This window comes from Bacillus sp. AFS023182 (assembly GCF_002560575.1).
GTDB lineage: Bacteria > Bacillota > Bacilli > Bacillales > Bacillaceae_G > Bacillus_A > Bacillus_A arachidis.
Genome location: NZ_NTRO01000053.1, coordinates 54,152 through 77,957, shown reverse-complemented (window position 1 = coordinate 77,957; position 23,806 = coordinate 54,152). Strand labels below are relative to the sequence as shown.

The following is a 23,806-nucleotide window of genomic DNA, read 5'->3' as shown; positions in this document are numbered from 1 at the left end:
GCATCTATCTTTTCCTTATATACCTACATCTTCTACTTGTTCTTCCACTGGCCACTTTTCTAATGTGTAAGCCATCTCCCAAAATGAATATTCATATTGACTGCTAATTACAAAGTGTTGTTTCATTCGCTTACGATCAGCTTCTGTTACTGTTTCCGCAATCGCATCTAATCTAGCAATTTGCTCTTCTACTAAAGTACGGAACCAGTCAGAGCCATATGCGGAAATCCATTCTTGATAAATCGGTTCTTTAGGTTGACATTCTTTTAAACGTTCACCAATTTCATAATAAAGCCAATAGCACGGCAAAATTGCTGCGATAATATCCCCTAAATGTCCTTCATATGCAGCACGATACATATGTGATGTATATGCATAAGCAGTTGGAGCAGGAACGAATGATTCTTTTTCTTCCGCCGTAATACCTAGTTTTTTCGCAAAATTCTCATGTAGTGATAATTCAGCCTGATATGTATTTTGTGCATGGTATGCCATACGAGCCGTTGTTTCTAATTCAATAGCTTTCGCTGCTCCTAACGATTGGACTCTTGCGAAATGACTTAGATAATATGAATCTTGCAGAACATAATAGCGGAAACTAGCTACATCTAATGTTCCATCTCCTAGTTTTGTAACAAACGAATGATTAAAACTTGCTTCCCAAATCGGATTAACTTCTTTACGTAATAACTGTGAAAATGACATGATAAACCCTCCCATAAACGTTTTGATTAAAACTTGCACCTACTTCAAATAGATGTACAAAATAAAAAAACTTTCTTTACACACGTAAAGAAAGTGGTTTGGACATCATCAATATTTTAATAAATATCCTCTTCTGTCACTTCCACTTCCCTACGCCAGTATTACCCAGATCAGGTCCTAAGGGTCTCAAAAATATATTTTTGATCTCAGCCTGTATAGAGGCACCCCTAGTGGATTACATATAAACTATTTAACTCGATATTTATCATAACATATTCTGGAATACTATCAAATATGATTCATAAATTTAACACTTATAATATATAAGTGCGCAAATGTTATCTATCTTCTACTAATCTCTCAATCTGCTCCTTCACATTCGAATTACAAATACCACCGTGATAACAAATTACCGTCTCTATATCAAATTCTAAAAATCTTCTAAGTGATTCTGTAGCTTTTTTCATGTCTGGCGTTGTGTGCGGAACAGGTCCTTTTAAGTTTCCATCAACGCATACCATCGCGTCACCCACAATTAATGTTTTATATTTTTCACTATATAAACTGATATGTCCTGGAGTATGTCCTGGAGTATGAATCACTTCGATACCCTCTAAAAATGGTAGTCTTTGTCCATCTTCTAATGTCCAATTTACTTTAGCTGTCGGCGGATTTTTATATAGTGCTTGCACAACATCTGGAAGTGCCGCCCATTTCTCTTCACTCATTTTATTTGGATCTCCTTTAATAAGGGGCAGCTGTCCTTCAATGTAAGGTTTGTCCAATTCATGGGCGTACACTTCAATAAAATGATCTGCTTTCTGCTGTAATTCAGGAAGACTTCCAATATGGTCTATATCTTGATGGGTTAAAATCACTGCTTGTAATTGTTCAAAAGGCACTCCAATACCAATCATCGTATCGCAAATCGCTTCTAATTGGCCCGGCATACCAGTATCGACTAATATAGCTTTTTTTCCATCCCAAAGTAATGTTGGATTTAATTCGAATTCTTGAATTTTTAATTTCAACACAGCTAGACCGTTTTCTATTTTCATATTACAAGTCCCCCTCGGTACATAAATTAGTGAAGTTATTTTACTTACTAAAATGTATCACGCTAAGGTTTTTAAATCAAGTGTAAAATAATTAATAATAACATAAAAATATTTATTTGTCAATGAATTTTAATCTAAAACTAGATTTTTCCATCACACATCTTTTCGATACAAATTAATTAAGTCTTTCAGAGCTGCCGCTGCTGCTCCTCTTGGACTCGAGGCTCCCCCGATTGAAGTAACTTTCCCCATCGTATCAGTATGAAAAGTAATTCCTTTTTCCGTTCCATTTACATAAGCCAATGGATGTCCTTTCTCTATTTCACGCGGGCATACTTCAAGTTTCAGATTTCCTGAATGATCTTTATATACCGATCCAATTAGTTTCAAAGATTTACCTTGTTCTTTTGCTTTCAGTATATCTTGTTTCGTAATGCTCTCTATTCCTTTTATAGATATAGAATTTAATGAACACTCTGCTTGCAGCAGACTATTTGCCAATAATAAGAGTTTACAAGCACTATCCATTCCACTTATGTCTAATGATGAGTTTGTTTCAGCGATTCCTTTTTGCTGAGCTTGATACAATGCTTCCTCAAATGTTATATCTTCTTCGTACATCTTTGTAAGAATATAATTTGTCGTCCCATTTAAAATACCTTCCATACTCTCAATTTGACATCCAGCTAAACTAAATTGTCCAATATCTAACGTGGGGAGTGCAGCTGCAGTTGCCCCACTGTAACGAATGCTTGCGTTTGCTTGTGTTGCTTTTTCCTTTATTTCTTTCCACGCGGTAACAAGTGCTCCTTTCGAAATAGCTACTACATCCATATGGTTTTCAATCGCTGTTTCGATATACGTTCTTCCAGGTTCACCAGTTTGAAAATTAGTTGGTGTTGATTCTATTAATACATGACCAACAGGAATTTTTTCACTATTATCAAGTGGATAGCGGCTGAGATATTTCCCCAACGCATAAGAACCTGTACCATACGTTAATAATTCTTTTATATGTAAACCGTTGACGTTATAGAGATTGACTGTACTTCCAATAACTCCAGTACAAACAAGTTCTATGCTGTACATCTCTTTTATATATGACGCTTTCTCAAATACTAATCTTACAAACTCTTTTCCAACAGTTCCATATCCAGATATCACTATATTTATCCTCATATTATCACCTCAGGCTATTATGCTATTTTTAAAGTTAACTTCATTATACTCTGAAAGTACGCTGTGATTCACGAAGTAAAGCTCCCTCAAAAGAATTTGAAGGAGCTGTTACATTTCAATATAAATATGGATCCAGTTATTTTGGTAAATCTTTGTAACGTTCAAAAACAGGTAAAGTAAATTGTTCGTCCCCAATCATTACCATGCCGTTCGTAGGCCGTTTATTTTCTTCAGAGGAAGAACAGGCACTTAGGCTTGTTACGATTTTTTAACCATTTTTTCATTTCTTTCTTATAACCTCTACGTAAACATATACTACCATATTTTTTCTTACTTATTTTTAAGAAATCATTGCATGACTATTTTAATACTTCATTTCTTTTCCTATATGACAGGTGTCATTTGCTTTAACTGACACCAGTGCATACAAAATATTCCTTTTTGAAGATACAATAATGACAAAATCATAAGAAAAGAGGAGAATAATGAGTAATAACAACAAAAGAATTCGTTTGCTTGATATATTAAGGGGCTTTGCTGTATTAGGAACACTTGGTACAAACATTTGGATTTTTGCATATCTAGGGGATGTTTCTTATATCTTTACGTTTGATCATGCAATTTGGTGGATGTCAGTTAATGATTTCATTCGTCTACTCGTTCTATTTTTTGTGAACGGAAAACTTCTCGGTTTATTAACAATTATGTTTGGTATAGGACTTGAACTCAAATACCAACAATCTTTACGCAAAGGCAATACATGGCCTGGCGTTTACCTATGGACTTCTTTTATACTTTTATTAGAAGGTTTCATTCATTTCACCTTGGTTATGGAATATGATATTTTAATGAGTTACGGCATAACCGCAATAATTGTTGCTTTTATTATTAAACTTGGTGACAAATGGATTAATCGAGCTATGAAAATGTTAGGTATCTTTCACGGGGCTGCTATGCTTTTCATTCTTGCTATATTTATGTATTTAAAATTCATAGGAAGTAACATTTCGCTAGGTAACGCTAATGAAATTATAACCCTTTATAGTGATGGAACTTGGTTTGAACAAATCCATTATCGCCTAACAAACTTTATCGCAAATCGACTAGAAGTAATTTTTGTTATCCCAATGAATATTGTCCTTTTCCTATTAGGAATACGTCTTATGCGCGCTGGCGCCTTCTCCCCTGATGAAAACGGGAAAAGAATTCGTACAAAAATGCTTAATATCGGCATTATGATTGGTGTCCCTCTCAATCTGTTAATCTTTATTCCAGGCGGTATCTTTGATTTACCAACTCGCTATTTATTTGCACCTTTCCTTTCTATTTTGTATATTGCATTGATTGCTAAAATGATAGAAAGATTTGAACACTTTTGGTTATGGCAGCACCTTGAAAATGTAGGGAAAATGTCTCTTAGCTGTTATGTTCTTCAAAATATTCTTTCTTCCATTCTCTTTTACGGTTGGGGCTTTAGCCTTGGCGGGAAAATGAACTCATTATCGATTGTCTTTATTTGGCTTTGTATCTGCTTCTTTGAAATGTATTTCGCAACATTTTGGCTAGCAAGATTTAAATTTGGTCCAATGGAGGCCGCACGAAGATACACATCTGGTTTCATTAAGTAAAAATGATTCTTAGTGGGATTTCACCATTCTCACTAAGAATCGCTCTTTTTAAGATTTTGTGTACTTTACCATGAAATAGAACTTATTATAAAGTCTTATTCCATCTTAGTAGGAGGGTAGTAAAATGTTTAAAAAAATTTATCCCCACGATCAAATTGAAAAGTACTTATACTTAGATATTATTTTTATTGTCCTTTTGATTTACAATGTAATTCGAGCAGAAACAACCATTAACTTATTCTTAAAAATTGTTCTTTTACTGCTCGTTTTGTTGTCTTTTTACTTCGCATTGTGGTATAGAGATTGGCGCCTTCTCTTTTCTAGTTTATTTAGCTGCGTATTATTTGCACTACTTGCAATATTCATCGAATCACGGCTACTTTTGTATGGTTTTGTCATCGGGAATTTATTAGGAAGAGCCCAATCTAAATTGTATATCGGCATCGGTACAGCAGGCATCGCAATGATGTTTTTTCTAGTTAGTTGGTATACCTTTGGTCAGCCTTTTTCCATATTAAAAACTTCTTTTCTTCTTGTCTTTATTCTTCAACTTATACAGCCATTTGTCATCCACGTCCGGGAAAAAGCAAAATCTTTACAAAAAGAGCTAAGCGCCGCAAACTCTCAAATTGAAAGATATATCCAAGAAGAAGAAAGACACCGCATTGCCAGAGACCTTCATGATACACTCGGACAAACATTAACAATGATTAAACTGAAAAGTGAACTGACAATACGATTAATAGAAAAGGACACAACACAGGCGAAACAGGAATTAAATGATATTTTAGACACATCACGTTTTGCATTAAAACAAGTACGTGAACTTGTTACTGATATGAAATATATATCAATTGAAAGTGAATTAAATCACCTACGTGAGTTATTACGAACAGCCGGTATCCAATTCACAATTCATGCAACCGGAAACGCACCTTTGCTGACAAATGTTGCGGAAACAATGGTTGCCCTCTCTATAAGAGAGGCCATTACAAATATTCTAAGGCATAGCCAAGCAAACCATTGTACAATCGTTCAAAAAATGGATACAAAATGGTTTCAAATAAAAATACACGATGATGGAATTGGCTTTCAACATGATTCACTTGGATTTGGAGTTCAATCAATTCGGGAACGAATGAAGATGATACATGGCACAGTAGATATACATACATTAAGAAACAACGGCACAACGATAATTTTAAAGATACCTATTTCAACAAACCTAGTAAAATCAAATTAGTCTTGTAAAACGATACAAGAAAGGCGGCAGTAAAATGATTCGTATTGTAATTGCGGAAGATCAAAAGATGCTTCGCGGAGCCCTCGTTTCTCTATTAAAACTAGAAGATGACATTGAAGTGATTGCAGATGTTTCAAATGGGCTAGATGCTTGGAACATTATTACAAAACATCGACCCGATGTGTGTCTTCTCGATATCGAGATCCCCGACATTACTGGACTTGAAATCGCAGACAAATTAAGAACTATTGGACATCCCTGTAAAATAATGATTGTTACAACTTTTGCTCGTCCAGGATACTTACAAAAAGCGATGGACGCAAAAGTGGAAGCATATTTACTAAAGGACGAACCAATTGAATTTCTTATTGAAGCGATTCATAAAGTAATGAATGGTGAACGTATAGTAAGTACAGATCTAGCTGCTACGCTGTTTTTAAAAGAAGATAACCCACTAACTGACCGTGAAGCAGAAATACTCCGTATGGTTAAAACCGGAATGACAACGAGAGAAATCGGTAAAACATTGTATTTAACAAACGGAACGGTTAGAAATTATTTATCATCCTCCATTCAAAAACTTGAAGCTGAATCAAGATTTCAAGCCATTCGTATTGCTGATGAAAAAGGTTGGATATGATGTAAGATGCGGTGTAGAAAAAGGGATGCTATTACATCCCTTTTCTTCCCTTTTAAAATACAAGTTTATTATTAGTTAATTTAAATATTATTTCTTATATCAAAAAATTCAGTGTTTTTGAAGTCTATTTTTTCCTTAGTGCAAATACTATAATCAAATGAAAACTACAAGAAAGGAATGGGATAACCAATGAAACAGCAAAAGCAATATTGGAACGAGGTCGCACATGAAAAGCAATTTACAACCCCTTTTCGATTTGATTTATTTCAAACACATGTAAAGCAAGGAGCTACTATTTTAGACTATGGATGTGGCTACGGAAGGACATTACGCCAGTTAAGAAAAGCACATTTTTCCAATCTTTATGGCGTTGATTTCTCAGAAGAAATGATTAAACGAGCAAAATTAGATGATACAAGTATTCATTTTAGTGTCGTTGAAGATAAAAAACTAGCATTTTCTGATAACTTTTTTGACTCTGTACTATTATTTGCAGTACTAACTTGTGTTCATAGTAACGAGGAACAACAAGAAATTTTAGATGAAATTAAAAGAGTCTTAAAACCTAATGGAGTGGTTTATATTAATGACTTTCTATTAAATCAAGATGATCGTAATGTAAAACGATACGAACAATTCTATCAAAAGTATGATATATACGGTGTATTTGAATTACCAGATGAAGCTATTTTGCGTCATCATAGTGAAGAGCGAGTAAAGGAATGGATGAGGGATTTTAAACAACTAGCATATGAGAAAGTAGAGTATACTACAATGAATGGAAATCGATCTAATGGGATAGTTTGTATGGGAAAGTTAATAAAATAAAGTATTTAGCAATTTAAAAAATATTGGTTTTATAAACTAACCGATGGTGAATGTCCAAAAACCTATACGCGATAACATCTTTACAAAAATGCAGTAATCTTTCAGTTACATTCTTAAGAACATAAGGGTTCGTAAATACAAGTCCTTATGTTCTAGTTATGTTATTAAAAAAATATTTAACTCTTTTTCACGTTCAAGCTTGTTGTAAAATACTCGATTCCCCTTCTTCTTCTTTTTTTAACTGTGATCTATTTACCATTCTACTTAGTCTTGAAAATCTAATAATGATACCATTTTTTCAACACCTATTACATGTATAAGTAAAGGTATCCTCGGACCACTCGGTTGATTGAGAACAAGTCTATAAATGATTTTAAAAAGTAATTTTTGATTCTCTTTCATTACCTTTTTATTTTCATTCTGACAAATTGCATAAATATGTTCCATTAAATTGAGATTATTTACATTCGTACGAACTATTTCACAAACTTCCAAGACCCATTTTTTCTGTATGTCTTCTAATAATTCGTAAAAATCCCAATCTTTCTCTTGGTTCACTTCAATCATTTTTTGAGGCTGTAAATTTCGAATCCAGTGTTCTACACGGTTACTTATTTTCATGATGTCAATCAAGCTATAGTCTGCATCTGTTTTTGCTAATACTTCCTGTAAAATTTGATTATCAAAATTCACTAATGGTAAGATACCTGCTACTTGATTAAACTTTGGTAGTCTAGCTTTTTCAGTATTCGTTCTTGAAAGCTTCAATGCACCACATAAATCTTCATTATTTAACATTTTATTTTGATAACATTCCGTGTACCTTTCATACTCTGTATAATTGCGAAGTACATCCTCATCCATACCAATATGGAATGTAGCATTTGGTTTATATTTTGAAAACATAAATAGAATGACTTCTGGCACATACACATTCAATAACTCACTTGGAGTAATTATATTCCCAGCAGAACTAGACATTTTTTGATTGTCACCTTTTATTCCGATAAAATCATAGGCAACATAATGTGGTGCCTCATAATGAAAGATTTTTCTAACTATCTCCTTCGAAACATTATAACTACCTGTTTCAGCTGAATGATCTCTACCTCCTGGTTCAAAAATCACATCTTCCATCATCCATCTCATCGGCCAATCAATTTTCCAATTTAATTTTATATGACTCGTTTGCATTATTGATAATACGTTGCGATTCCCACACTCACATTCATATTGGATTGTTTCCAATGTTTCATCAAAATTTGTTATTTTTGTTGAATCTTTGCAGCATTGCTTACAATATAGTGTAATTGGATAAAAAGTTTTTCGCTCATCTTCGGACGATTCGCTCGTTTTAAATTTCATTAATATATCGTAGATTTCTTTTCTTCTTTTTAATGAGTGTAGTATATGTTGATTATATCTCCCAGTTCTATATTCTTCATGTTGATAAATAAACTCTACTTCAATTCCAAAAGCCTCCAACGATTTTTCAAATTCTTTTTCAAAATGCTCTGCATACGATTTATGACAACCATATGGATCTGGAATATCACAGTATGGCATACCTATATACTTCTTAAATGATGGATCAATGTTTTTCGGAACTTTTCTAAACCGGTCATAATCATCCCATGAAAATATAAATCGTGTCTTTTTGCCTAAATCTTGAAGTGCTTTTACAACAAAGTAAGTCGTAATGATTTCTCGAAAATTACCTATATGAACAGAACCGGAAGGACTAATTCCAGATGCGCATACAAATGTTTCTTTATTTGGATATTTTCGAATCAGTTCATGTGCTATTTGATAAGCCCAATGCATGTACAATTCACCCCTATGAAATTTAATATTTATTTTCTACCTTCTTTTTCAAAATAAAACAACTCCCACCCCCAAGATTATTCATCTTGAGAACGAGAGTTGTTTACTTCGTGGTACCACCTCAGTTTATTAATATGTCACCATATTAATCTCTTCAGGTACGGCTCAATTCGCTTATACCCTATCTCTATAACGGGAGAACCCGCCGCATCATCCCTAAATTAATTAGTTCCTTGCGAAGCTCCAAGTCTTTTTTCATTAAGATTCTTACTCCTCCTTCTCAGCTACCGGAGTTCTCTGTATGCAATCATTCTTAACTACTCTTCTCTTCATTGCTATTTTTGTTATAAGTTATTTTTACATATAATAATTTACTACACTTTTATTGTCAAATTTTTCTGAGACAAAGGGTGTATGCCCCCTTTCAACGAATGTATATAGGCTAGCTTTTTGGAAAGGAGAAAAATACATTGTTAGAAAAATTAGAATTAGTTGTCGATGCACGAGCAAGTTTAGGAGAAGGCCCTTGTTGGGATGAACAGAAACAACTACTATACTGGGTTGATATTCTCGAAAAAAAGTTATTTATATATAACCCGGCTACAAATAGTAATCGCGAAATTTTATTTGACCAACAAATCGGGTGTGTCGTTTCAGATACATCCGGTGGGATGATATTAGCAATGAAGCAGGGTTTTCATTCTCTTAATCTTGAAACAGAGGAACTGAAGCACATTCATGACCCAGAACCTCATCTGCTGGAAAATCGCTTTAATGATGGAAAGTGTGATCCTGCCGGACGATTTTGGTCGGGCACTACCGATTTATATGGAGTCAATACAGCAGGTTCTTTATATTTCTTAGATACTGATTTTAGCGTAAAAAAGCAATTAAATAATGTAAATACATCCAACGGCTTAGCTTGGTCACCTGACCATCGGTATCTTTACTTCATTGACACGCATACTAAAAAAGTCACTCGTTTTGATTATGATATACACACTGGAACAATTAGTAACCCAATTGATATCATTAGGATTCCTAATGACGAAGGATTACCTGATGGTATGACAATTGATGAAGAAGGTTGTTTATGGATTGCACATTGGGGCGGCGCTAAAATCACAAGATGGAATCCAATGACTGGTGAAAAGATTTTAACAGTGCCAGTTCCAGCACTCAATGTAACTTCATGTACATTTGGAGGATCTAACTTAACAGAATTATACATTACTACTGCCCGAACAAGAATGAATCCAAATCAACCCATATGCTGGTGGCGTATTCCGAATAAAAACACAGGTGAAAGGCTGTCCTACTTATCAGTTTAATCATAAGAAATCACAGAAAAAAATGAATCGAGTAACAGACAATAGAAGTAAATTTCCCCACTGAAATGATGATAAATATACTTAAGAATACATATAAGGAATGGAAAGAACTCCATATAAAAGTAAAAATCATTATCATACAACATCATGTGTAATGGAAAGTACATTCAATTCAAAACAAATACGATAACCTTTATAGGGTACAATTTCTTGTAACTTCTTTGTTCATTCCCTATAGGTAATACGTTTCTTTTTTTCTTTATAGGCTCGAGCTTTAAAGCGTTGTTCTTTTTATTCGGCCGTTAGTTTATAAATAACAACACGGACAGGAAATTTATAATCTCGACCAACATAAGCTAGTAGAATCTCATATAATTCACCGGGTTGTAATTGTTGCATGATTTCTTCTAGAGCTATGTTGAAAAATTGAGAGTTCTTTTTTAAAACGCCATTTTTAAAATACATAGCGGTTACATTCTTTTGATAAAGCTTTGTATTCATTTTTAATCTTGAAAGATAATAAGTTTCCTTTTGTTGGATAGCATCAAAATCAGATAAACTAAAATAGCCTAAATCTCGAATACATAGATCTTGTAAATCTACTGTTGATTGAATTTCTCTTCCATAGTTCACATCGTTTTGTTTACCAGGCGCAATCTGAACATGCAGAAATTGGCCACTTAATAAATCATATTCTAATTGGATCTTTACATCAGACGCTTTTCCACTTCCACCGGAACCAGGATATACAGTGGACAACATGTCTGAAACATCACCCCAAATAGTAGAAAAGGTATAAGTACCCATACACATCCATTAACAATTTAATAGACTGAGAATATAAAGTAGTATAATACCTCAAAAAATTAAATAAACAAATTAGGAGTGTTATATCATGCCATTTGGAATTGATGTGAGTCACCATGAGGGAAATATTGATTGGAACGAAGTAAAGAATAATCCAAATCAAGTAAACTTTATGATTGCAAAGGTAACAGAAGGTTCTGAGCAAGGCACCAATTTTGTCGACCCAACCTTTCAATACAATATCAATGGTGCAAATAGTGTTGGCATCCTTACAGGAGCTTATCACTTTTTTCGGGCAATCTCTGTTAATGATGCAAGACAAGAGGCTGCTTTCTTCATTAAAAATTTACAGAGCGTAACATTAACTGCACCTGTATTTGTCGATGTAGAAGTTAATGATGCAAATTTAGATCCGGATACATTAACAGATGCTGTGAATGCATTTTTAACAGAATTGAAAAATGCAGGGTATATAAATACCGGCGTTTACAGCAATCTATATTTCTTTCAAAATAGTCTAAACGTTTCACGCTTACAAGATACTTTATTGTGGGTTGCACGTTATAATCCAAGAGGGGCAGGAATGGAATGTGATATTTGGCAATACACAGATACCGGAAGTGTACAAGGCATTAATAGCAATGTCGATTGCAATATATCCTATGTGGATTTGGATAACGGAAATAATAACAACAATGGACCTAATAGCTCCTATATAGGAATTGCTACTATCGCAGGTGATAATGTGAATTTACGAGATCAACCTTCTATGAGTGGCAATGTCATTGGAACATTGCATCGTAATGAGTCCTATAAAGTATTTTACGAACAACATGGATGGTTAAACTTAGGTGGGAATGAATTTGTTTTTTATGATCCTAGTTATATTTGTTACTGTAACTATATAGGGATTGCTACAATTACAGGCGATAATGTAAATTTACGAGATCAACCTTCTATGAGTGGCAATGTGATTCGAACATTACATCATAACGAAGCTTATAAAGTATATTACGAACAAAATGGATGGCTAAACTTAGGTGGAAACCAATTCATTTACTATGACCCTAGCTATATCGATTATCAATTACTTTCTGCATGTCCCGATTGTTAAATAGTGGACAACCTCTACTAGGGGCAACTGAGATACGTGCATCTCAGCTGCCTCTCTCCTTTTTACTCTACACCTTCTTCTGCTAAGATATCAGTTTCTAGATTTTCTCTTGATAATTCATCTGTCATAAAAAATAGATTCTAACCTTGAAATCCAATTATTTTTTGCTCCCTTAATAAGATGCTCAATTACCCATAAAGAGTTTATTCTTTCTGGACTATTAGGATAGTTTATTAGGGGATCGCCGCATGTCCATCAAGCTATTATTTTGAGGTATCCTCATTTTTTCGTATTGAAGAACAATATGTTTCTTAACTTGATAGCAATAGGGTACGGCAACAATTCTTTCTTTTTGGAGCCATTAAAAAAACAGATAGCATTCAAAGAACATATTGAATACGATCTGTTTTTATTTTTTTACATAAAGAACATTGAGACTGTTTATATTCTTATCAGTCAGATGGTTTACTAAAACATCATCATAACAGTAACAGATAAAAAAACTGTCCTATATTTAATCAATATACGAATGCTTTTGACGAGTTTTCCTCTAATAAACTAGAGTTATAATTAGGCGCTAGTACAATGTTTGTATACGTTCCTGTACCTGAAAGGTACTTGTACCTATGTTTTAACCCTGCTGGAATAAAAACAGATGCAGGACTCTCAATGATTTGTAATTCTTCTTCAATTTCCACTTCACATATAAGACCTGTACCATCTACTCTATTCCCCCAGAAAATAAAAGCACTATCACAATGATGTGCGTGAGTATCTACATGTCCCGCTAAGTTCTCATCCATATGGTTGTCATAAAATACACGTTGTATGACATAAAATGAAGCACGTTCATCAGTTCTATAATCCATCTGTACCCAACGTTCTCCTGGACCATCGCGATGGTATAAAAGTTCAGATGCTCCCTTTACAAATGGTTTACTAATTCGAAAAGACTTTGAAAGCTGAGGTCCTTTTCTTTCTATGTTTTTTTGTTGCATCCTCCGTACTCTTCCTATCATTTCAGGTTGAACACCTTCATAGGCAGAAGAATTTTGCTTAACAGCTTTTTTATGATATGGTGCGGTATGGGTAAATACATTTTTTCCAATAATCGGTCTCCAATGATCTACCTTACAACCCGTTGCCAATTGAAGAGATTGGGTTAATTCGGGAATCATTTTTAGTTGAAAGTATTGATTATATTTTTGAGATAACAATACTGATAAATTTAGTAAATCAACAATCCCGGCCCGTTCACCTATTCCACACAAAGTCGCGTCAATGACAGATGCTCCGGCATCAATAGCAGCAAGAGCATTTGCCATTGCTAGCCCTAAATCATTATGAAGATGAACTTCAATTTCACAAGGGAATGCCTCAACAGCCTTTTTCACGATTTCCGCACAATGACTCGGCTCCCAAATTCCTACAGTGTCTGCTAAACTAATTCGATTTGCTCCAGCTTCATAAGCAACTTCTCCAAGGTGGCAGATATCCTCCCATGCGGTTCGTGAGGCATCTTCAATCGTAAATCGGATTTTCATTCCTAAAGATTTAGCCTCTTCAATCGCTTGTTTCACTTGATTTACAACGTAATCTTTTGATCGATTCGTATACTTTGTTTGTAAAGAAATAGGATTAATAGACGCCCAAATTCCTACCCAATCAGCCCCAGCACGATAAACCGCATGAACTTCTTCTTTTTTCGCACGAGCATGCATCAATATGTCAGCTTGCTTTGCAGAGGCGGCAACTTCTCTGCAAATTTCTTCTTCTTCTTTAGAAATGCCTGGATGTCCAACCTCAATAAGGGGTACTCCGAAATTTTCCAACATATGAAGTAGTGTAATTTTGTCTTCCTTAGAAAAACGAACACCACATTGTTGTTCCCCTTCACGTAAAGTTGCATCTAATATTGTTATGTGCTTGTTCATTTCTTTTTTCCTTCTTTCATTTCTATAAAGTTTAATACTTGTTCAAATAGGATGGAATGATTTTTTTCATAAACAGCCCAGTGTGTTGCATCAGGGATGACAACTTCTTTTTTTTGTTTTGCGCCTGTTAATTTTGACATCATATTTCGATCTGCAAATAGATCATCTTCTCCATAAATGACAAGTACTGGAGCAGTAATCTTAGATACATCATATAAAGGACGATTATTCCAAATAGAATATAAATCTTCTAGTGGACCAACTGGTCGACGGATCATTTGATTGTTTTTCTCACTCATAGGATCCGAATTGATAAATACTTGTTTTACGGCATCCATCGCTTCATTTGTAACGATTTTTTTATTTCCCATCATCATATGCCAATGATGCATTCCTTTATCAAAGTCCACCATTTGATAGGCTGATGCCTCAGGATTAAATTGATTAGGTTGTAATGGATTTTCAAGAGGTTTTGTCATCATAGGTAGCTCGAATCCATGCATATATCCGTATAGAATGATTTTATTAATGTCTTGAGGATGGGTTATCGCATAATTACCAGCAACAACGCCTCCATATGACCATCCAACGATATGAATTTTTTTCACATTTCTCTTCTTTTTGATCCAAGTTACGATTGTTTCTAGATCCTTTGTCGCATCATTCAAATGAATAACCGGGCGATTTTTGGAAGGAGGTTCTGACATTTCTTGAGGGTGAGAAGAATGACCAAACCCTCTGAAATCCATAGCCCAAGTATCATACCCTTTTCTAGCATACTCATCCATCCACGAATATTTTGGTACATCAAATGCTTGAGCAGTCGGTACACTAAATGGTTCTAAAAATAAGATTACTTCATCGGATGTATACTGTTTTTTATTATTTAAGTTTTTATGAAGTAAATGTAATTTTTCTTCTCCTTGCTGAATTTCTAATTTTTCTTTTACCACTTTAGAAGTTTGAGCGTTTTGAGAAGTTTCTGTACTATTAGAGCAACCCGACATAAGAATTATCAAAAATAAACCTACTAAACTAATATGTGTCCATTTTATCTTCATTTAGAATGTTCCTTTCATTTCATAGAAACGATAGCTATTATTCCAGCAGCAATAATTAATCCTGCCGGTAACCCTTTTGTAAATAATACGGCAACAAGAGTCCCTACTAAGACACCTAACAAAATCGTAGGGTTCATAGTTAAAACTCCTACTCCTTTTCCTCCTATGTATGACACAGTAAAACCTGCTAGAATGGAACCTAAGCCGATAGGAGAAGTAATTAATTTTATTACGCTTTCACTTGTAATCTTTCCAGATGTAATTGGCACTAAAAGGAAGAGCATGAGAAAGAAAATACCAATTGGAAAAGAATATTGTTGAATAAGATGTAATAAAGTTCTTTGTCCAACAGCAAGTAAAACGCCTAATAAACAAGCTACACCAGCTAGCACATAATCCTTTACAAGCAGAGAAAGTATAACAATAATTCCAAGTAACAAAAAAGGAAGCATATTCTCTTACCTCATCTATAATGTTGTATAATCCCAACTATCATTTTCAGGTGCAGATACATGTACCATATTTTGATTGGAAAGATTAATTTGTATTAGATTTGGACTTATGACAGGTTTTAAATCTTCTCGATTTATTATAAATTTAAATGCTTCAAAGCTTGCTAGAATACCTACAATATTTGCAACAGGAGACAGTACAGTCCATGGAAGATCTTTTTGTACGTAACTATTTGCCCATTTCTCATCCGCACCATGCTTGACAGAATGAAGAGCACGTCCATCTTTTAATTCATGAATTATATTTTTCATTTCTGGTGTTAGCTCTTGCTGATAAGATGGATATCCTAATGCAATTTCATAGGGCACAGAGTCAGGAGCTAAAGACATCACGCCACCTCTAAAAGGAGGTGTAACTGCAATCCATATAGAAGGAATCCCTAATATCCTGGCTGTACGATGGATAATGACTCTCGCTACTAAATTATCAGTTGCATCTATAATGAGATCTGTATTTTTCAGAAGCTCTAACGCATTCTCTTCGGTAACAAATTCTTTTGTTACGTCTACTTGTAATAAGGGATTAATGTCCTTTAAAACTTCTAAAGCGACGTCTGCTTTAGATTTTCCTAATCTACTAATAGAACTTAGCATTTGTCGATTGATATTGCTTGTTTCAAATACATCTTGGTCAATTACATGTAGAGAACTTACGCCCATTCTTGCCAGTTGGATGAGTGTAATTCCTCCTACCCCCCCTGCTCCAACTACAGTAACGCGAGCATTTTTTAATTTTTCTTGCTCTTCTACAGAAATAACACCAATATTTCGCGTGAAACTTTCTTCATACATCTTTTGCGTATCTTTATTTTTGGTTAACATATTATTTTCCTCCTACAGCGTTTTATAATCCCAACCATCCTTTGGGGCTTCTTTTACTTGAACAGGGATATGACTATCCATATCAATAACAATTCCTTTAGGGGCTCTAGCTAGAGGTTCACGACCAGTTAATACTTGTATTGCTTCATGAAAACTAAATAGGGATAATAGATGAGCACGCATTGGTGTAATGATCCATCCCACTTTTCCATCACAAAAATCTTGTGCCCACTTTTTTGGTGCCCCTTTTTCTACAGAATACCAAGCACGACTTTTCTTTATATCCGCAACTTGTTGTCTTAATTCTGGATTTGTTAATTTATGTCCTACAATTGATACATTCAATGCTTCTTCATAAGGAACTCCTGTTGGGAAGAATGTAGAAACAAACCCTCTTGTAGGAGGACTACCTGACATCCCTACACTTGGTATACCTAATTCTCTAGCAGTTCTATGAATAATAACTCTTGAAGGCATATCATCAACAGCTTCTACTACAATATCGTGCCCTTTTATAAGTTCGGTTACATTATCTTCATCTACTTTTGTTTGTAAGAAGTTTGTTGATATATAGGGATGTATATCTTTCACTACCTGTTCTGCAACTTTTGCTTTTGGTTCACCTACAACACTAGAAAGCGCTAACATTTGTCTGTTAATATTAGAGACTTCAAATTCATCTGGATCAACACCAGTAATATGTCCAACCCCCATCCGAGAGAAGAGAATTGCTTCATATCCTCCTACCCCACCTAATCCAAAAATAATGACCTTCTTATTTCGAAGACATTCTTGTTCCTGTTCAGAATATACACCAATATTCTTCTTGACCATTTCCCAATAATATGAATCCATATCCATTTTGTAGTCTCCCTTATATGTAGTAACTATTTTGAGTAATAATACTTACCAAATAATCCTTATATATAAAGTAAGATAAAAATATGTTACTTTTGTGAGTTATTTGTAAAAAAAATTAAAAATTTTCACCCCTTATTGCGATTAAAAGTTGCAAATTAGATTAAAAATAGCCACAATCTTTTCTAAAACAGATTGTGGCTATTTTTAGTGACCCCAAAAGAATGGATCGTTGCTATACCCCCTTATTGTTCAAAACTGTAATCAACAAAAAAGCCCACCCCTAATTTCATATGTAAAGTGGTGGGCAATCTATTTTGATTTACTTTAAAAGTATGGACAATCCAACTCATTAATTGACTCCCAAGGTGTATTTTCTACACATTCGGTATTTTTGTTCTTTCTCCTGATTACGTTTCTTAAAGGATTTACTTCGATTTTAAACATAGAAGTAGGTTCAACATACGTAAAAAAAACATGATCAATTGGTAAAGTTTTAGATACATCAATATCTCCTACTTGTTTAAACAATTGCTCGGCGCCATATAAAAAAAATCTCGTTATATCAGATTGCTTATTAATCCAAGCTAGCATCTCAGGAGATACAGATTTATTTAAATATACTTTTACCCGATCGCCACATTTATACCTCTTACACCGCATACTCACACCAGCTAACTAATTGTTAAGTTTGTAAATCCTAATTCTTTTTGTTTATGTTCTCTATATCGCGGTGAACATGTATAAACTAGTAATCCGCGTGCATTTGTAAAAAGAGGATTATCTACAAATATCACATTTTTTAAACGGCCTTTTTGTTTTAAAATAAGTTCCAAACTATTTTTAATGATAACCGCGCCTCCACCATAGATAAATACATATGGATCATCTTTCATATCATCAATTTTATTAATAATATCTGTCGCAACCCGTGCAGCTAAGCCTAGAAGTGCTTGTTGGGATTCTGCTACTAATAGTGCATGCCTTGGGTGTTTCTCATATAAATAAATTTGATTGAACTCTGTAATACTATCTATTGTTTTTGTTGGATACTTCCGATTCCATCTCGTAATTATTTGTAATAAGGTTTCTTTCACACCGTATGACAGCCCTTTACTTAATTGCGGTCTAAAATTCACTCCAAACGAAACGACTTCTTCGGTTGTCCCCGCTCCTATATCAAATGATAATAATGTTTTGTCAACGAAATCTATCTCAGTCGTTGAACTTTTTTCACCTTCCACTTTATGTTTTAAGACATTTCCATCTTCATCGTATATAATCCCCCAAGTACCAGATGCACCTTCAGGTAAACATTTGCAAAACTCAATGGAGACATTTACCGTTACATCTCTTCCGTTCGGATAATGAAAAATAACTTTATGATTTCCCATATAACGGTTAGCGTTTTCCGATGCAATTTCTTGTGTAATAATTTGCATCGGAAGAGCAACTGATAAATCGTAACGAATATTAATATGATCCAATTTGGGACTATGACGCATAGCACTAATTGCTAAACCTGATAAAATCGTTAATACCATTAATTCATCTGTAGATTTATCAGATTTTTTCTCAATCTCTGTTCCTTTTAGCTGATCATTAATCACTTTCTGCCCCACAATATAACGCACGTTGTTTAACATAAGGGATGGGGAACAAATTGTTACATCAATATGTTTTTCAATTTCAGAAATCGGTACATCCTCTTCGTCTAATAAACCTGTAGGCTCCCCAATATATAGTGAATAAATACTTGGAATATAAATCGGCTGTTGCCCTTTCACCATTAGTTTCAATCCGTTATTTCCAGCATCTGCACCAGCTTTTAACAGTGTGGACATATATACCCCCTGATTTTATCTGACATCCCTTCCAAATATATGCGAACATTAACTTTTACATTCAAATTAGAGTGAAATCTTTTTTTAGCTTCTAATACATTACTAAATTATAATATAAAGAATCACCATAAATTCCATCTTTGTGTAAAATGTATTTGACATTATCCTCTACCAATTTTATACTATTAATTTGTAAAGAGTTTTTTACAGTTAGTGAGTAAGGAGGGACTATATTGAATCAGAAGAAGTTTATTTTTCTAATTTCTGTACTATCATTGCTTGGGGTATTCATACATGGTACATATAAATATATAACTGAGGGAGCGATTTTAGGAGGAACGATTTGGGGAGCTTCTTTAATACTTAGTTATTTAATCAATCATATTACATGGGGCGATCCAAACGGCGTTTCAAAAGAAAGTCAAGATGAAATGGGACAACAAATTACATATAAAAGTTTCAAAATTGGATATTTTGTATTAGTCATTATTATGTTTATTTTATTGATTTATTCAGAAGGATTTTCGACCTTATATTCACTTGATAATATTCAAAATCTCCCTTTATTTATTGCACTTTGTTCTTCATTCATTGTTATTCCACTAGTAGAATTTATTGTTTCAAAACGATATCAATAAATGTAAATAAAAAGAGAAGGCGTTTTTTCTTCTTTCTTTTGTTCACAGCCAACGATTAAGCTTAAGCAAAGACTATGACTATAAACTATACATACGATTTTCTTTTTCATAATTGCAACTATCCCCCTCTTAAATATTATTACATCATATATTCCGCTTTCAATAAGCTGAATATTAACAATCAACAAAAACACCCCGTGTTCCTATAACACGGGGTGTTTCTTACCTTTTCAGATGATTATTCGATTGATCCTCTTGTTCTTTTCTTAATTCATTTTCTTCATCCTTCGGTAATTGTTTATCATTAGCTTTAATCGGATTTGTTTCCTTATTTTCTATCAAATCATTTGGTACTTGTGGCATAACACGTCCAACAATTGCAGCAAGTTCTTCAAGAATTCCTTCGCCAGTATTTCCACGCTTAATTTGATTCCCCATTTGCTTTAATCGTTCATACGTATCAATATCAGCCACAACAACTGCATTTGCACCATTTGGATCATGTTTTAAGCTTTCAGCTACAGAATATTTGATGGACTCTACGCGAGAGCGATCCAATTTCGCTTTTACATCTATACCAACAACAGCGTATTTCCCTATAACTACCGCAGTTGCATCTTTCACCCCTGGTATACTAGAGGCTAAAGATGCTAAATGATCTGCAACCTTTTCATTGGGTTTATTATTATTTGCCTGATAATTAACATTTCTCATGGAAATATTTTTTTGCTCTGGTTTTTCTTGAGCATTATTTTGCTTCCCGATGCTACATCCTGTAACAGCTAGACAAATCATAAGCATGTATATAAGAATTTTCATTATTTTCACCACTTTATCATTGATGTTTAGTCATAAACTTTTTCTACAGCCTGCATCTTTTTCACTTTTTCTTCCGTTCCGTCATTTGCATTAATAAAAATTTGATACGTATCTTTTCCTAATGTTCCAACAAACTCATAACATAAAACTTCTTTATGAGTAGCATTCACAATAATCGCTTTACGTTCTTCCATTACTTTCACATCTGGATTGATTTTCTTTCTCGCATCAGCAGCTGTTAATTTTGCAGCTGGAATGGTCCGTTTTTGATGAGATGCTAAATATTCTTTTGCCGAAAAACCAACAATCGATCCATCATCTAAGGCAATTTTCATTTGAATCGCTTCTGGATAAATACGCACATCATTCTCATTCACAACGTACGTAAACACACCAATATTATCATATTGTGAACTATCGAAGAGCTCCATATTAGTAAACTTATGGTCCTTTAAAAAGGTTAATCCTTTACTTCCTGCGTCATGTAAACTGATTTTTTGTTCCTTAATTTCACGGTTATTCATTACCCATATTGGATATCCACCTTTTTCGGTAATATCCATATAAAATTCATTCTTTGTTTTAGGATCTTGAATCTTTACACTATAAAATGATTCTTTCGCACCTTTACCACTTTTCTCAACTTCTACTTTTTCATCGCCTTTTAAATTTAAAAATGATTTTGCAATTTTTGCCGCTTCATCTTTTGAAATCGCTTTGCCTGTTGCTTCAAAGCCGCCTTTTTTCACCTTTTGCATACTTGTGAAAGTTGGACCAAAATTATCTGAAGAATAGGATGTTACATTTTTCTCAACCGTCTTAAGCCCGTCAATAATCGTGTTATCCGCTGGATCTTTATCTGAAGCAAGCGCAAGTTCTACATCCATCCAACGTAAATTATTTTTTAAGACAAGATGTTGTACTTTCCGAAGTTCGTCTTGAATATCAGCTGCATTAGAATATAAACCTTGCAATGCTTTATATTCTTGATCGTTTAAAGGCTCTTTCTCTAAATCACGAATTGCAGTACGATAACTAAAATCACCAATATTCGCGAGAAATTCTTCTGTTTTATTAAACGGCATTAATGTTAAAGGGAGTTGTCCTACATCAGAACGGGCTTCTGATGTTAAACGCCATACATCAGCTAATGCCGGTGATAACGATGTTCGCGAATTCATTGCGAGTGTTGTTCCAATTTTATCGTGTAATAAATCAACCTCATATGCTAGATCATGAAAAGCACGCTGATAGCTGTTTTCTGCCCGGATTAAAACCGCATTCTTTTCTTGGTGTTCTTTATAGCCCCAATACCCAGTTCCAACTACGCCGATTGTTAACAATACAATTATGATACCTCTTAACATTTCTTCACCTCCACTCTATTTACAGAAAATATGTTTGCCGATTTTTTTAATTTGTGGTCGACTCCAAATCCATTTACTCGTTGCAGTATCTGGATTGAAATAATAAAGTGCATTTCCAGTAGGATCCCAGCCATTAATCGCATCTAATACAGCTTTTTTCGCAGTTTCATTCGGTGTTAAATAAATTTGACCATCAGCAACTGCTGTAAAGGCACGTGGTTCAAAAATCACCCCAGATACTGTATTTGGGAATGATGGACTCGTTACACGATTCAAAATAACTGCCGCTACTGCAACTTGTCCTAAATATGGTTCACCACGAGATTCACCATATACTGCGTTCGCCATTAATTGAATATCATTTTGTGAGTAACCATTTGGCACATTTGTACCTTTATTTTGAGTTGGCTTGCTACCTTGTCCACCACCTGTGTTTCCTTTATTAGCAGTCGATTTCTCGTACTTTGTTGCTTTCGCAAGCATTTGCTTCGTCTTCGCTCCCGCTAAGCCATCTACAGGTAAACCAAACTTTTGCTGGAAATTTCGTAGTGCCCAATATGTACCCCAGCCAAACACACCATCTACTTTTCCTTTATAAAACCCGTTAGATTTTAATCGCGACTGTAATTCAATGACATCTTCTCCAGAGGCACCTCTTTGAATTACTTGATTAGAAAAAGCTTGCACATTTCTTGTTTGCCCACTACTTACAATTACAGATATACCGATTAATACAAATAAAATCAGTATTTTAAAAATTGCGGTAGAACGCATATAATTCCCTCCTTATTTGCAGTGATGATTTCATGGTTATGTTTTGTAAATAAAACTCTTTTATGTAATGAAGACAAAAAATCCAAACTTATATGATTTAGACAGCATGTACACAATAAGAAAAACGGCTAAAAGGAGTTTATTATGAAGCGTATTTTTACATGTTTCGTATTAGGAATTGTATTTGCTACAACATATTGCAATATATATATGCACTCATCAGTTGTTCACGCTCAACCACCATATGCAAAATGGGGTAAACTTGCGGTAGAAAAAACGAAAGAAAAATATCCAAAAGCGCAAATTATTGATTACCTTCATATTGGAAGAAAACCAAAGACAGTAAATGTAACAACAGAAAAATTTAAATTATGGCTGCGTGAAGATGGAAAGGAATATGGCGTTTTTGTTGATGTAGAGTTTGATACAAAAACAGAGAAATTTTTGAAGATTATATTTCAGAAAACCAGTAGATAACATGCATTGGCTTTCAATCAAAAGTAAAAACCCCTCTGTNNACAGAGGGGTTTTTACTTTTAGAATAGACATATTAAATTTTTTGGAATCTTAAAGATCGATTTCCTAGGGTTTTTACAAGTACACAAATGAATCCAATTGCGATCCCGATTCCTACACTATATAAAAAGACACTTCCGTAACCATTTATTCTTGGATCCAAGAACGAATATGAGTGCCAATTAATAAGAGCTCCTCGTATTAAACTATAAATTACATATAATAGCGGAAATAATAGCCAACTTACCGCATGTTGCCATTTAATTTCTTTCGTTTGGGGATTTAGAGCCATGCCCATCAAGCT

Annotated in this window: 21 protein-coding genes, 3 pseudogenes, 1 riboswitch and 1 other annotated feature; of the genes and pseudogenes, 8 read left to right on the top strand and 16 right to left on the bottom strand. The window is 34.2% G+C overall.

The genetic code is table 11. The annotated features are described in order from the left end of the window. Window positions 1-15: 15 nt before the first annotated feature. The 3 genes from tenA to CN288_RS20910 all read right to left on the bottom strand — a co-directional run bounded on the left by tenA (window position 16) and on the right by CN288_RS20910 (window position 2,942). Window positions 16-705: a thiaminase II gene (gene tenA / locus CN288_RS20920; RefSeq protein WP_098303035.1), complete on the bottom strand. Its 690-nt coding sequence runs from the start codon at window positions 703-705 to the stop codon at window positions 16-18. 130 nt (window positions 706-835) lie between these two features. After that, window positions 836-944: riboswitch (TPP riboswitch) on the bottom strand. A 99-nt stretch (window positions 945-1,043) separates the two neighbouring features. Further along, window positions 1,044-1,763 carry an MBL fold metallo-hydrolase gene (locus CN288_RS20915; RefSeq protein WP_090689589.1) on the bottom strand — a complete coding sequence of 240 codons (720 nt, stop codon included), beginning with the start codon at window positions 1,761-1,763 and terminating at the stop codon, window positions 1,044-1,046. Between the two features lie 153 nt (window positions 1,764-1,916). Continuing rightward, window positions 1,917-2,942 (bottom strand): homoserine dehydrogenase, encoded by a 1,026-nt coding sequence (locus CN288_RS20910; RefSeq protein ID WP_098303034.1) that lies wholly within the window; start codon window positions 2,940-2,942, stop codon window positions 1,917-1,919. Between the two features lie 485 nt (window positions 2,943-3,427). On the opposite strand from CN288_RS20910, the gene CN288_RS20900 reads away from it, so the two are divergent. The 4 genes from CN288_RS20900 to CN288_RS20885 all read left to right on the top strand — a co-directional run bounded on the left by CN288_RS20900 (window position 3,428) and on the right by CN288_RS20885 (window position 7,281). Beyond that, a complete protein-coding gene (locus tag CN288_RS20900) occupies window positions 3,428-4,570 on the top strand; it encodes a DUF418 domain-containing protein (RefSeq protein WP_098303033.1) in 1,143 nt (380 codons plus the stop codon). 124 nt (window positions 4,571-4,694) lie between these two features. Beyond that, entirely contained in the window at window positions 4,695-5,813 is a 1,119-nt protein-coding gene (locus CN288_RS20895) for a sensor histidine kinase (RefSeq protein WP_098303032.1), read from the top strand. 34 nt (window positions 5,814-5,847) lie between these two features. Next, window positions 5,848-6,453 (top strand): response regulator transcription factor, encoded by a 606-nt coding sequence (locus CN288_RS20890; protein ID WP_098303031.1) that lies wholly within the window; start codon window positions 5,848-5,850, stop codon window positions 6,451-6,453. Window positions 6,454-6,642: 189 nt separating this feature from the next. Next, a complete protein-coding gene (locus tag CN288_RS20885; protein ID WP_098303030.1) occupies window positions 6,643-7,281 on the top strand; it encodes a class I SAM-dependent methyltransferase in 639 nt (212 codons plus the stop codon). Between the two features lie 264 nt (window positions 7,282-7,545). Here CN288_RS20885 and lysS read toward each other — a convergent pair whose 3' ends face one another. Beyond that, complete coding sequence (gene lysS / locus CN288_RS20880) at window positions 7,546-9,105, bottom strand: lysine--tRNA ligase (protein ID WP_090689602.1); 1,560 nt, start codon at window positions 9,103-9,105, stop codon at window positions 7,546-7,548. 85 nt (window positions 9,106-9,190) lie between these two features. Continuing rightward, window positions 9,191-9,447: a binding site (T-box leader), on the bottom strand. 128 nt (window positions 9,448-9,575) lie between these two features. Between lysS and CN288_RS20875 the strand changes: the two are divergent. Next, window positions 9,576-10,500, top strand: a pseudogene (locus CN288_RS20875) (SMP-30/gluconolactonase/LRE family protein). A gap of 164 nt (window positions 10,501-10,664) precedes the next feature. Here CN288_RS20875 and CN288_RS20870 read toward each other — a convergent pair. Next, window positions 10,665-11,207, bottom strand: a pseudogene (locus CN288_RS20870) (transposase); the annotation flags it as partial. A gap of 124 nt (window positions 11,208-11,331) precedes the next feature. Between CN288_RS20870 and CN288_RS20865 the strand changes: the two are divergent. Continuing rightward, entirely contained in the window at window positions 11,332-12,357 is a 1,026-nt protein-coding gene (locus CN288_RS20865) for a GH25 family lysozyme (protein WP_026590964.1), read from the top strand. A 518-nt stretch (window positions 12,358-12,875) separates the two neighbouring features. Here CN288_RS20865 and CN288_RS20860 read toward each other — a convergent pair. From CN288_RS20860 to CN288_RS20830, 7 genes are all read right to left on the bottom strand, one after another. Further along, on the bottom strand, window positions 12,876-14,291 hold the full coding sequence (locus tag CN288_RS20860; protein ID WP_026590965.1) for a homocitrate synthase/isopropylmalate synthase family protein: 1,416 nt from the start codon (window positions 14,289-14,291) through the stop codon (window positions 12,876-12,878). Then, window positions 14,288-15,352, bottom strand: a complete 1,065-nt coding sequence (locus tag CN288_RS20855) for an alpha/beta fold hydrolase (RefSeq protein WP_098303029.1) — start codon at window positions 15,350-15,352, stop codon at window positions 14,288-14,290. Before CN288_RS20855 ends, CN288_RS20860 begins: the two co-directional genes overlap by 4 nt. Window positions 15,353-15,366: 14 nt before the next feature. After that, entirely contained in the window at window positions 15,367-15,804 is a 438-nt protein-coding gene (locus CN288_RS20850) for a DUF441 family protein (RefSeq protein ID WP_026590967.1), read from the bottom strand. 15 nt (window positions 15,805-15,819) lie between these two features. Then, window positions 15,820-16,686, bottom strand: coding sequence for a HesA/MoeB/ThiF family protein (locus tag CN288_RS20845; protein ID WP_098303028.1), 867 nt, complete (start codon window positions 16,684-16,686; stop codon window positions 15,820-15,822). A gap of 12 nt (window positions 16,687-16,698) precedes the next feature. Next, window positions 16,699-17,547 (bottom strand): HesA/MoeB/ThiF family protein, encoded by an 849-nt coding sequence (locus CN288_RS20840; protein WP_026590969.1) that lies wholly within the window; start codon window positions 17,545-17,547, stop codon window positions 16,699-16,701. Between the two features lie 324 nt (window positions 17,548-17,871). Further along, window positions 17,872-18,207 (bottom strand): hypothetical protein, encoded by a 336-nt coding sequence (locus CN288_RS20835; protein ID WP_098303027.1) that lies wholly within the window; start codon window positions 18,205-18,207, stop codon window positions 17,872-17,874. Between the two features lie 11 nt (window positions 18,208-18,218). Then, a complete protein-coding gene (locus CN288_RS20830) occupies window positions 18,219-19,388 on the bottom strand; it encodes a ParM/StbA family protein (protein WP_026590971.1) in 1,170 nt (389 codons plus the stop codon). A 233-nt stretch (window positions 19,389-19,621) separates the two neighbouring features. On the opposite strand from CN288_RS20830, the gene CN288_RS20825 reads away from it, so the two are divergent. After that, on the top strand, window positions 19,622-20,026 hold the full coding sequence (locus CN288_RS20825; RefSeq protein ID WP_090689621.1) for a hypothetical protein: 405 nt from the start codon (window positions 19,622-19,624) through the stop codon (window positions 20,024-20,026). A 222-nt stretch (window positions 20,027-20,248) separates the two neighbouring features. On the opposite strand, the gene CN288_RS20820 is transcribed toward CN288_RS20825, so the two are convergent. Genes CN288_RS20820 through sleB form a run of 3 tightly spaced genes read right to left on the bottom strand, consistent with a single transcriptional unit; the run spans window position 20,249 to window position 22,986 of the window. Continuing rightward, the gene (locus tag CN288_RS20820; protein WP_026590973.1) at window positions 20,249-20,845 is read right to left on the bottom strand and encodes a YhcN/YlaJ family sporulation lipoprotein; all 597 of its coding nucleotides are present in this window, start codon (window positions 20,843-20,845) and stop codon (window positions 20,249-20,251) included. A 26-nt stretch (window positions 20,846-20,871) separates the two neighbouring features. Then, window positions 20,872-22,212: a germination protein YpeB gene (ypeB, locus tag CN288_RS20815; RefSeq protein WP_098303026.1), complete on the bottom strand. Its 1,341-nt coding sequence runs from the start codon at window positions 22,210-22,212 to the stop codon at window positions 20,872-20,874. A gap of 15 nt (window positions 22,213-22,227) precedes the next feature. Further along, window positions 22,228-22,986 carry a spore cortex-lytic enzyme gene (gene sleB / locus CN288_RS20810; protein WP_026590975.1) on the bottom strand — a complete coding sequence of 253 codons (759 nt, stop codon included), beginning with the start codon at window positions 22,984-22,986 and terminating at the stop codon, window positions 22,228-22,230. A 144-nt stretch (window positions 22,987-23,130) separates the two neighbouring features. Here sleB and CN288_RS20805 point away from each other — a divergent pair, with 144 nt between their 5' ends. Beyond that, complete coding sequence (locus tag CN288_RS20805) at window positions 23,131-23,463, top strand: YqzG/YhdC family protein (protein WP_026590976.1); 333 nt, start codon at window positions 23,131-23,133, stop codon at window positions 23,461-23,463. A gap of 73 nt (window positions 23,464-23,536) precedes the next feature. On the opposite strand, the pseudogene CN288_RS20800 reads toward CN288_RS20805, so the two are convergent. Continuing rightward, a pseudogene (locus CN288_RS20800) lies at window positions 23,537-23,794 on the bottom strand (Pr6Pr family membrane protein); the annotation flags it as partial. Window positions 23,795-23,806 lie beyond the last annotated feature (12 nt).

Coding starts and splice junctions, on each gene's coding strand:
- tenA (WP_098303035.1), bottom strand. CDS start 705: ATGTCATTTTCACAGTTATTACGTAAAGAAGTTAATCCGATTTGGGAA.
- CN288_RS20915 (WP_090689589.1), bottom strand. CDS start 1,763: ATGAAAATAGAAAACGGTCTAGCTGTGTTGAAATTAAAAATTCAAGAA.
- CN288_RS20910 (WP_098303034.1), bottom strand. CDS start 2,942: ATGAGGATAAATATAGTGATATCTGGATATGGAACTGTTGGAAAAGAG.
- CN288_RS20900 (WP_098303033.1), top strand. CDS start 3,428: ATGAGTAATAACAACAAAAGAATTCGTTTGCTTGATATATTAAGGGGC.
- CN288_RS20895 (WP_098303032.1), top strand. CDS start 4,695: ATGTTTAAAAAAATTTATCCCCACGATCAAATTGAAAAGTACTTATAC.
- CN288_RS20890 (WP_098303031.1), top strand. CDS start 5,848: ATGATTCGTATTGTAATTGCGGAAGATCAAAAGATGCTTCGCGGAGCC.
- CN288_RS20885 (WP_098303030.1), top strand. CDS start 6,643: ATGAAACAGCAAAAGCAATATTGGAACGAGGTCGCACATGAAAAGCAA.
- lysS (WP_090689602.1), bottom strand. CDS start 9,105: ATGCATTGGGCTTATCAAATAGCACATGAACTGATTCGAAAATATCCA.
- CN288_RS20865 (WP_026590964.1), top strand. CDS start 11,332: ATGCCATTTGGAATTGATGTGAGTCACCATGAGGGAAATATTGATTGG.
- CN288_RS20860 (WP_026590965.1), bottom strand. CDS start 14,291: ATGAACAAGCACATAACAATATTAGATGCAACTTTACGTGAAGGGGAA.
- CN288_RS20855 (WP_098303029.1), bottom strand. CDS start 15,352: ATGAAGATAAAATGGACACATATTAGTTTAGTAGGTTTATTTTTGATA.
- CN288_RS20850 (WP_026590967.1), bottom strand. CDS start 15,804: ATGCTTCCTTTTTTGTTACTTGGAATTATTGTTATACTTTCTCTGCTT.
- CN288_RS20845 (WP_098303028.1), bottom strand. CDS start 16,686: ATGTTAACCAAAAATAAAGATACGCAAAAGATGTATGAAGAAAGTTTC.
- CN288_RS20840 (WP_026590969.1), bottom strand. CDS start 17,547: ATGGATATGGATTCATATTATTGGGAAATGGTCAAGAAGAATATTGGT.
- CN288_RS20835 (WP_098303027.1), bottom strand. CDS start 18,207: ATGCGGTGTAAGAGGTATAAATGTGGCGATCGGGTAAAAGTATATTTA.
- CN288_RS20830 (WP_026590971.1), bottom strand. CDS start 19,388: ATGTCCACACTGTTAAAAGCTGGTGCAGATGCTGGAAATAACGGATTG.
- CN288_RS20820 (WP_026590973.1), bottom strand. CDS start 20,845: ATGAAAATTCTTATATACATGCTTATGATTTGTCTAGCTGTTACAGGA.
- ypeB (WP_098303026.1), bottom strand. CDS start 22,212: ATGTTAAGAGGTATCATAATTGTATTGTTAACAATCGGCGTAGTTGGA.
- sleB (WP_026590975.1), bottom strand. CDS start 22,986: ATGCGTTCTACCGCAATTTTTAAAATACTGATTTTATTTGTATTAATC.
- CN288_RS20805 (WP_026590976.1), top strand. CDS start 23,131: ATGAAGCGTATTTTTACATGTTTCGTATTAGGAATTGTATTTGCTACA.